At 72.4% G+C, this 8,483-nt stretch carries 4 protein-coding genes and 1 pseudogene; 2 read left to right on the top strand and 3 right to left on the bottom strand.

Annotation, left to right across the window (positions count from 1 at the left end):
• A pseudogene (locus tag ACFYXH_RS14210) lies at positions 1–692 on the bottom strand (hypothetical protein); the annotation flags it as partial.
• 317 nt (positions 693–1,009) lie between these two features.
• Here ACFYXH_RS14210 and ACFYXH_RS14205 point away from each other — a divergent pair.
• Positions 1,010–3,085, top strand: coding sequence for a PhoX family protein (locus ACFYXH_RS14205; RefSeq protein ID WP_389562455.1), 2,076 nt, complete (start codon positions 1,010–1,012; stop codon positions 3,083–3,085).
• 122 nt (positions 3,086–3,207) lie between these two features.
• Here ACFYXH_RS14205 and ACFYXH_RS14200 read toward each other — a convergent pair whose 3' ends face one another.
• Positions 3,208–4,167 (bottom strand): hypothetical protein, encoded by a 960-nt coding sequence (locus tag ACFYXH_RS14200; RefSeq protein ID WP_389562453.1) that lies wholly within the window; start codon positions 4,165–4,167, stop codon positions 3,208–3,210.
• Positions 4,168–4,187: 20 nt separating this feature from the next.
• Entirely contained in the window at positions 4,188–5,663 is a 1,476-nt protein-coding gene (locus ACFYXH_RS14195) for an APC family permease (RefSeq protein WP_389562452.1), read from the bottom strand.
• A gap of 223 nt (positions 5,664–5,886) precedes the next feature.
• Between ACFYXH_RS14195 and ACFYXH_RS14190 the strand changes: the two genes are divergently transcribed.
• On the top strand, positions 5,887–8,481 hold the full coding sequence (locus tag ACFYXH_RS14190) for an FtsX-like permease family protein (RefSeq protein WP_389562450.1): 2,595 nt from the start codon (positions 5,887–5,889) through the stop codon (positions 8,479–8,481).
• The last annotated feature ends 2 nt before the right edge of the window (positions 8,482–8,483 follow it).

Below are 8,483 nucleotides of genomic sequence, written 5' to 3'. Positions count from 1 at the left end.
GCCGCCGCCTTCGGCGCAGGCGCGGTGTCGGCTCCCAGCTCGGCCGCGGCGGGGGCCTTGTCGTCTGCCGGGGCCTTGGCGGGCTCCGCCGCCTCGGCGGACTCGGGCTCGGCGTCGATGTCGGCGCTGAGCTCGGGCGCGGTCCCCGGGTCGGCCGGGGCCTTGGCGTCGTCCGCCTCGGGCTCGGCCGGCGCGGCTGCCTCCGGCGCCGTCTCGGCTTCCGGCTCTGCGGGAGCCGCCGCCTCCTCGGCCGGGGCGGCAGCCTTCACGGCTGCGGCCTCGGGCTCGGCCTGCGGCTCGCTCACGGGCTCCGTCGCCGTGACCGGCTCGGCGTCCGTCTCCTCCGCGGCGGTCGCCGACTCCGACTCCGCCGGAGCGACCTCCGCCTCGGCGGACGCCGACTCCTCAGCCGCGGGCTCCGGCTCGACAGGCGTGACCGGCTCGGCAGCCGCCGGTACCGGCGGCTGTTCCGGAGCGGACTGGGCGGGGACCGGCGCACGGCCCCGCGAGGACTGGTTGTCGAAGGCCGCCGAGACCAGGTCCGCCGCGCGCTCCGCCGGCGACGGGGCCGGCACCGTCGCGGTGGCCGGTTCCGTGCGCTCGGTCTGGGGCGGGACGGAGGCTGTCGTCGACTCGTTACGCTCCGAACGGTCGCGTCCAAACACCTTGCGCAGCAAGCTCCGAATGCCCATGGGCGAGGCCTTTCGCATGAGTTGAGTGCGGTGATTGTCCGCGCTTGGGCCGGGGGTCCACGGGGTGTCCTGGCCAGGGCGGACACGTAAGGTTAGCCGCCGCCCGCGGCGATCTACGGCAGGGGCGGCTCTGCGCTCCGAGTCCACCGCCAACGCCGCCTGCCCGGCCCCGCCCGACCACCCAACCGCGCCTCGGCCGCGTCGGATTCATCCCCCGTTCACCCCACGGCTGCCGCACTGCACACATGTGCACCTAACGTCACGGCCGGACATATTCCGACACCATGTCGGCGCAGGGTGCGCCGTAGGAGGACGAAGTGCGCAAACTGCTGCCGCTGTTGAACACCAACCCCCACGCGGGCGGGCGTTCCGCTCTCACCTGCCGGTACCGCTGCGGCGACGCCTGTTTCCACGAGGTGCCGAACACCAGCGACAACGAGTATGTCGGCGATGTCATAGCGAGCGCGCTCTCGAGACGTTCGATGATGCGCGCCGCCGCCGTCGTGACCGTCGCCGCTGCCGCCGGCACCGCGACCGTCATCGGGACGGGTGGCGGGGCTCAGGCCACCGCCGCGCCCCTCGGCGCCGACGACCGCCTCGGGAACGGACACGGCTCCAAGACCGACGGCGCCCGCGGCCTCCGCTTCGCCGCCGTCGCGCCCAACAAGGACGACCGGGTCACCGTCCCCGACGGCTACTCCCAGAACGTCGTCATCCGCTGGGGCGAGCCGATCCTCCGCGGCGCCCCCGCCTTCGACGCCGACAAGCAGACCGCCACGGCGCAGGCGGGCCAGTTCGGCTACAACAACGACTTCCTGAGCCTGCTCCCCCTCCGCGGCGAGCGCGGTCGCCAGGTCCTCGTCGCCAACCACGAGTACACCGACGAGATCCTGATGTTCCGGGGCTACGACCCGCAGAACCCGACCCGCGAGCAGGTCGAGATCGCCTGGGCCGCGCACGGCCTGTCCGTCGTCGTGGTCCAGGAGGAGCACCGCAGCGGCAAGCTCACCCCGGTCACCCGCCACCCGCTCAACCGCCGCCTCACCGCGACCAGCGAGTTCAAGGTCACCGGCCCGGCCGCCGGCAGCCCCCTGCTGCGTACGAGCGCCGACCGGACCGGCACCAAGGTGCTCGGCACGCTCAACAACTGCGCCGGCGGCACCACGCCGTGGGGCACCACGCTGCACGGCGAGGAGAACTTCAACCAGTACTTCGCCAACGGGTCGAGCGCCACGGACAAGCGGTACGGCATCGCAGCCGGCGCCACCGAGCGCAAGTGGGAGCGTTTCGACAAGCGCTTCGACGTGGCGCAGGAGCCCAACGAGTCGCACCGCTTCGGCTGGGTCGTCGAGCTCGATCCGTACGACCCCGACTTCACGCCCCGCAAGCGCACCGCGCTGGGCCGCTTCAAGCACGAGGCCGCGCAGCCGCGGCTGACCGACGACGGCCGCCCCGTCGTCTACATGGGTGACGACGAGCGCTTCGACTACTTCTACAAGTTCGTGTCGTCGAAGCGGATGAAGAAGGGTTCGAGCCGGGCCGCGCGCGAGCACAACCTCACCCTGCTCGACGAGGGCACGCTCTACGTGGCCAAGCTGACCGGCGACAGCCCGACCGCGGAGATCGACGGCACCGGCAAGCTCCCGAACGACGGCGAATTCGACGGCAGCGGTCAGTGGATTCCGCTGGCCACCGGCGACACGTCCCACGTTCCCGGGATGACCGCCGAGGAGGTGTACGTCTTCACCCGCCTCGCCGGCGACAAGGTGGGCGCCACCAAGATGGACCGCCCCGAGGATGTCGAGCCGTCCCCGCGCACCGGCCGTGTCTACATCGCGCTGACCAACAACGTCGACCGCGGCAAGCCCGGCAAGGCCGCCGCCGACGAGGCCAACCCGCGCAACCTCAACAAGCACGGCCAGATCCTGGAGCTCGCCGAGCACTGGGACGACCCGGCCGGCGACAGTTTCTCCTGGCGGCTCTTCCTGGTCGCGGGCGACCCGAACGACCCCGCCACCTACTTCTCGGGCTTCCCGAAGGAGAAGGTCAGCCCCATCTCCTGCCCGGACAATGTCGCGTTCGACCCGCACGGCAATCTGTGGATCTCCACGGACGGCAACCAACTGGGCTCCCACGACGGCCTGTTCGCCGTCGCGACCCGGGGCGAGCGCCGCGGTGAGCTCAAGCAGTTCCTGACCGTGCCGACCGGCGCCGAGACCTGCGGACCGATCGTCCAGGACCGTCGTGTCCTGGTCGCGGTCCAGCACCCGGGCGAGATCGACGGTGCGTCCGTCGAGAAGCCCGCGAGCGTCTGGCCCGACGGACCGGGCAAGATCGTCCGTCCGTCGGTCGTCGCCGTCTGGCGCAAGGACGGCCGGGACATCGGCGTCTGACCGTAGGCCCGGAACTTGATCACGAGGTGGTGCGCACCTGTGCGCGCCACCTCGTGCTGCCTTCACCCCTCGGCTTCACCCCTCGGCTGTCACCCGCCCGGCTTCCACCCCACGGGCGGCCGTCAGTGCACGCCCGCCCCGCGCCGGAACCGGGTGAACTGCTCCTCCGCGTCTCCCGTGTACGACCACGGCACCCGCGCCGCCCGCCTCCCCAGTAGTTCGAACAGCTGCCGGGCCTCCTCGTTCAGCCCCGCATAACAGGCCGCGTGCGTCAGATAGTTCAGCTCACCGATCTCCTCCGCCGCCGCCGGGCCCGGTGCCCGCCCGACGATCCAGCGGTCCCAGGTGCGCTGTACCTCCGTCACCGCCAGCTCGTGGTGCCAGTGCCGCCCGAAGTCCCGCACCGGCGCCCGGCCGCGCGCGCCCTCGGCGACATAGCGGTACTCCTCCACCCGGGCGATCTGCACCAGCACCGGCAGCGGCGACCCGGGAGGCGCCGCGCCCGCCGCGTCCCTGGCGAAGTCGTACATCGTGCCGTGCGTGCCGTGCCAGCGTGCCGAGTAGTAGCGCAGCAGCTGCACATGGCCCTCAATGTTGTACGGGTCGCGGCGGCGCAACTCGTCCCACCAGCCCCGCAGTTCGCGCCGCTGAATGCCCTCCTCGTACAGCCGCGCCACCGTCAGCAGCGACACCCACGGCATGGGGTCGGCCGGGCGGGCGTCGGCCGCGCCCAGGCAGGCCATCACTGCCACATCGAGCCGTGCCTGGTCGAGACCGGCGCCGCGGCCCTGCTCGATCGCGTGGTGGAAGACCCGTACGACCTCCGTCGCCGCCCGCAGCACCGCCACGTCCGGGTCGCCGGGCTCCGCCGCCCGCCAGTTCTCCACGGCCGATGAGTCGGCCGCCGCGTGTGCGAGCAGCCGCAGCCGGTGCGTACGCAGCGGCCAGTCGTCGCCGGTGGCGCGCAGCAGGTCACGTACGCCCTGCCAGCGGCCGATCACCATGTCGTGCAGGGCCTCGGTGAGTGGGCGGTCCCCGAACGCGGGGTCGAAATCGGGGACGAAGCGGCGGCGTGCGGCCATCTGCGGCACCTCCCTACTGCTCAGAAGTCCGTGGCCAGCGACTTGTCGGCGGAGTCGGGGTGCCGGGAGGCGGAGTTGGCGTAACTCTCCCGTGTCTCCATGGCCAGCGTCGCGTCCAGCCGGGCGGGACGGTAGTACGCACTGCCCTGCCGCCAGTACACGATCATCGGCACCAGACCGACGGCGAGACCACCGAGGCCGATCGCTGTCGAAGCCGCGCTCAGCTCGCCCAGTGACTCGAAGAAGATCCAGAGCATGAAGAGCGCGCCGAGCAGCGGCCAGGCGCCGCCGAGGACGAAGTCCCGTACCGACGTCAGGAGTGTTCTGCGGTACGCGACGACGGCCGCGATTCCCGCAAGACCGTAGTAGAACGCGATTTGCAGGCCGATCGCGGCGACGGCAGCGGCCAGCACATCGCCGACCGAACCGAGCGCGGTGGAGGCCACGAACATCGCGAGCGCCACCGCTCCCACGACGGCGATTGCCACCCACGGGGTGTTCCACCGGTGGTGCACCGTGCCGAGCGCGGCCGGCATGGAACGGTCCCTGCCCATCGCGAACAGCGAGCGCGTGACCTGGATCAGAGTGGTCTCGAGCGTGGCGACTGTGGACAACAGCACCGCCACGACCAGCAGTTTCCCGCCGACGCCCGGCCAGATCGCCTCGCCGAGCGCGCCCAGCACATTGGAGCCGCCGGCCCGGATGTCCTCGGCGGTCAGGGTCACGTTCACCGCGATCGTGTACGCCTCGAAGAGGAGGAAGACGACGCCGACTCCGACAAGCGCCGCGAGACCGGCCGTACGGCGGCTGTTGCGGGTCTCCTCGCTGAGGTTGCTGGTGACGTCCCAGCCCCAGTAGTAGAAGGTCGCGATCAGCGCGCCCGACGCGAAGCCGGAGGCTCCGTCGAAGTGCGAGAAGCCGAGCCAGGACCAGTCGAAGGCGGCCGCGGTCCCGTTGTGCAGCAGTGCGGCGAGGATGAAGAACAGCAGGATCGCCAGCTCGACGCCGGACATCAGCAGCTGCGCGCGTACGGTCAGCCGCGCGCCGCCCAGGACGACCAGCAGCATCGCCAGGAACCAGGCCGCGCCGACGGCCGTCGCGAGGACGGTGTTCTCGGCGAGGGACGGATCGAAGAGCGCGAGCGTCATCGCGCCGGCCGGCAGCGAACCGGCCACCATGAATATCGTCGCGGAGACGACCAGCGCCCAGCCGGACAGAAACCCGAGGAAGGGGTGGAGGGTGCGGCCCACCCAGGAGTAGCTGGCGCCGGCGTTGATGTCGATCCGGCCGAGCCTGCGGAAGGCCAGGACGATGCCCAGCATCGGTATGGCGCAGTACAGCAGCGCGGCAGGTCCGGCGAGACCGACGGAGGCGACGAGTACGGCGGTGGTGGCGGCGATCGAGTAGGCGGGGGCGCTGCCCGCGACGGCCATCACGATGGTGTCGAACGTGCTGAGGACGTTGGGCTGAAGCCCTCTGCCGGAGCTGCTGCGCATGGAATTCTCCCAATGCCCATGGGGCGAATGCCCTTGTGCCGCACGACATATGTCGGCAGGTAAGAAACGAACGCCCGCTCCGGAGTGAAGGCCTCCGTAATGGGAGAACGTGCGCATCGTAGTCGGATGTGCGCGGTGTGGTGAGGGGGTGGGGCTGCCCCCACCCACAAGAGGCTGGGTGACGTCATGGGCCGGTACCCTCGCGCTCCGTAGCGTCAAAGCCATGGACATGATGAGGCTCGCGCTCCGCACGCTGCGGTTCCGGAAAGGTGGCTTCCTCGCCACCTTCGTCGCGCTCTTCTTCGGAACGGCGATCGTGCTGGCCTGCGGAGGACTGCTGGAGACCGGCATCCGCAACAACGTCCCGCCGGAGCGGCTGGCCGGTGCCTCGCTGGTCGTGGTCGGCGACCGGTCGTACGAGCTGCACCCCGGCGACCATGAGGAGAAGAGCGAGCGGGTCGTCCTGGCGGAGAGCGTGCCGTTGGACGCCGCGCTGGCCGGGAAGGTGCGGGGCGTTGCGGGTGTGGAGCGGGTGGTCGGGGATGTGACGTTCGCGGCGACGGTGCTGGACGGCGCCGCGGGGCCGCCGGCGCAGGGACATGGCCGGGCGCAGGGACATGGCTGGGGGTCGGCGGGGCTGGCTCCGTACGTGCTGGAGCGGGGGAGCGCGCCGGTGGGGGCGAGGCAGGTCGTGCTGGACGCGGCGACGGCGGCGAAGTCGGGGGCGGGCGTGGGGGATTCGGTCCGGATCGCGGCGCGGGGGGAGACGGCGTCGTACAAGGTGAGCGGGGTCGCGCGGGCGCGGGGGGCAGCGGGGCAGCGGGCGGTGTTCTTCTCGGACGGGGAGGCGGTGCGGCTTGCGGGAGCGGACCTCGGCTCCGCCGCCGGAGTGCCTACGGCGGAGGGCGGGGTCGCCCGGCGCTTCGACGCGCTCGCGGTCGTCGCGCGGCCGGATGCGGCGCTGCCCCAGGTCAAGGCTGACGTGACCCGGGCGCTGGCCGGGTCCCCGGTCACGGTCCTCTCCGGTGACGACCGCGGCTTCGCCGAGTACCCCACCGCCATGGAGCGGCGCGAGGACCTGATCTCGCTCTCCGCCGTGTTCGGCGGGATGGCCGTCATGGTCGCCCTCTTCGTCACCGCGGGCACCATGGCACTCTCCGCCGCCCAACGCCGCCGCGAACTCGCCCTGATGCGGGCCATCGGCGCGACCCCGCGCCAGCTGCGGCGGATGCTCGTCGCCGAGACCCTCGTCATCGCGGTCGCCGCCGCGCTGCTCGCCTGGCTGCCGGGGCAGTGGCTGGGCGAGGCACTGTTCGAGCGGCTCGCGGCGAGCGGGGTCACGGCGGAGGCGGTGGAGTTCAGCCAGGGCTGGATCCCGCTCGCCGCGGCGGGCGGCGCGGTCCTGGTGACCGCGGTCGGCGCGGGCCTGATCGGGGCCCGGCGCGCGGTGCGGACCCGGCCGACCGAGGCGCTGGCCGACGCCGCACTGCAGCAGCGCTGGGTCTCCACGATCCGGCTGCTGTTCGCGGTCCTCTTCCTCGGCGGCGCGACCGCTCTCGCCATCGTGACCTGGACGGTGATGGAGGGCCCCGCCGCGGCGAGCACCGCGGGCCCCACGGTCATCTGCGCGGCCATCGGCCTGGCCCTGATCGCGCCCGCCCTGACCAAGGTGTGCGCCGTGCTGCTGCACTGGCCGGTGAGCGCGCTGACCGGCACCTCGGGTCGGCTGGCGATGCTCAACTCCCGGGCCCGTACGGTCCAGGTCGCCGCGTCCGTCACCCCGGTGATGCTTGCGGTCGGCGTCGCCACGGCCAATCTGTACGTCCAGACCACCTCGGCCGACCTCGTGGAACGGGCCTTCAACGAGAATCTGCGCGCGGACGCGGTGCTGACCTCCGCGTCGGGGACGCTCGCGCCCTCGCTGGTGGACCAGGTCCGGGCGCTGCCCGGGATCGCCGCGGCGAGCGCGTACGTCACCAGCACCGGGTTCATCGAGCGGGGCGACGGCCGGGGCGCGGAGACCGGCGACGACGGACTGCCGCTGCAGGGCGTGAGTGCGGCGGGCGCGGCCGGGACAAGCGCGGCGACAGTGACCGCGGGCAGCCTCGGCGCACTGCGCGGCGACGCGGTCGCGCTGCCCGAGGGCGCGGGCCACAAGGTGGGCGAGACGCTGACGCTGCGGCTCGGCGACAACAGCACAGCGCGGGTGCGGGTCGTCGCCACGTACCGGCCGAAGGCGGGCTCCGAGGCGGCGCTGCTGCCGGCCGAGCTGCTGGCTCCGCACACGACGGGCGGCCTGCCGCAGCAGATCCTCGTACGGGCGGAGCCGGGCGCGGACGTGACCGGCACTCTTGGTCAACTTGCCGCCCGCACACCAGGGTTGACCGTCGCGGACCGTGATGCGCTGATCGCCGCGCACGCGGAGGACACCAAGACCCAGGCGTGGATCAACTATCTGATGGTCGGCATGATCGTCGCGTACACCGCTATCTCGGTGGTGAACAGCCTGGCGACCGCGACGGGCGGCCGGCGCCGGGAGTTCGGCCTCCAGCGGCTGACGGGGGCGACGCGGGCGCAGGTCATGCGGATGCTGACGGTCGAGGGCGTGGTGGTCGCGGTGATCGGGGTACTGCTGGGCACGGCGGCCGCGGCAACGACACTCGTGCCCTTCGCGCACGCGGCAGCGGACAGCTGGCTGCCGTCGGGACCGCTGTGGATCTACGGCACGGCGCTGACGCTGGCGCTTTCGGCGACGCTTGTTCCGGCGTGGCGGGCGCTGAGGGTATTGCCGGTGCGGGCGGCGCGGACGGAATCGTAGAG

Source organism: Streptomyces sp. NPDC002730, assembly GCF_042888805.1.
Classification (GTDB): Bacteria; Actinomycetota; Actinomycetes; order Streptomycetales; family Streptomycetaceae; genus Streptomyces.
The sequence above is the reverse complement of the archived record's forward strand: the minus strand, read 5'-3'. Positions and strand labels throughout refer to the sequence as shown.

Bases quoted from the DNA above. Each gene is read 5' to 3' on its own strand.
- ACFYXH_RS14195 (WP_389562452.1), bottom strand. From the start codon at position 5,663: ATGCGCAGCAGCTCCGGCAGAGGGCTTCAGCCCAACGTCCTCAGCACG.
- ACFYXH_RS14200 (WP_389562453.1), bottom strand. From the start codon at position 4,167: ATGGCCGCACGCCGCCGCTTCGTCCCCGATTTCGACCCCGCGTTCGGG.
- ACFYXH_RS14190 (WP_389562450.1), top strand. From the start codon at position 5,887: ATGGACATGATGAGGCTCGCGCTCCGCACGCTGCGGTTCCGGAAAGGT.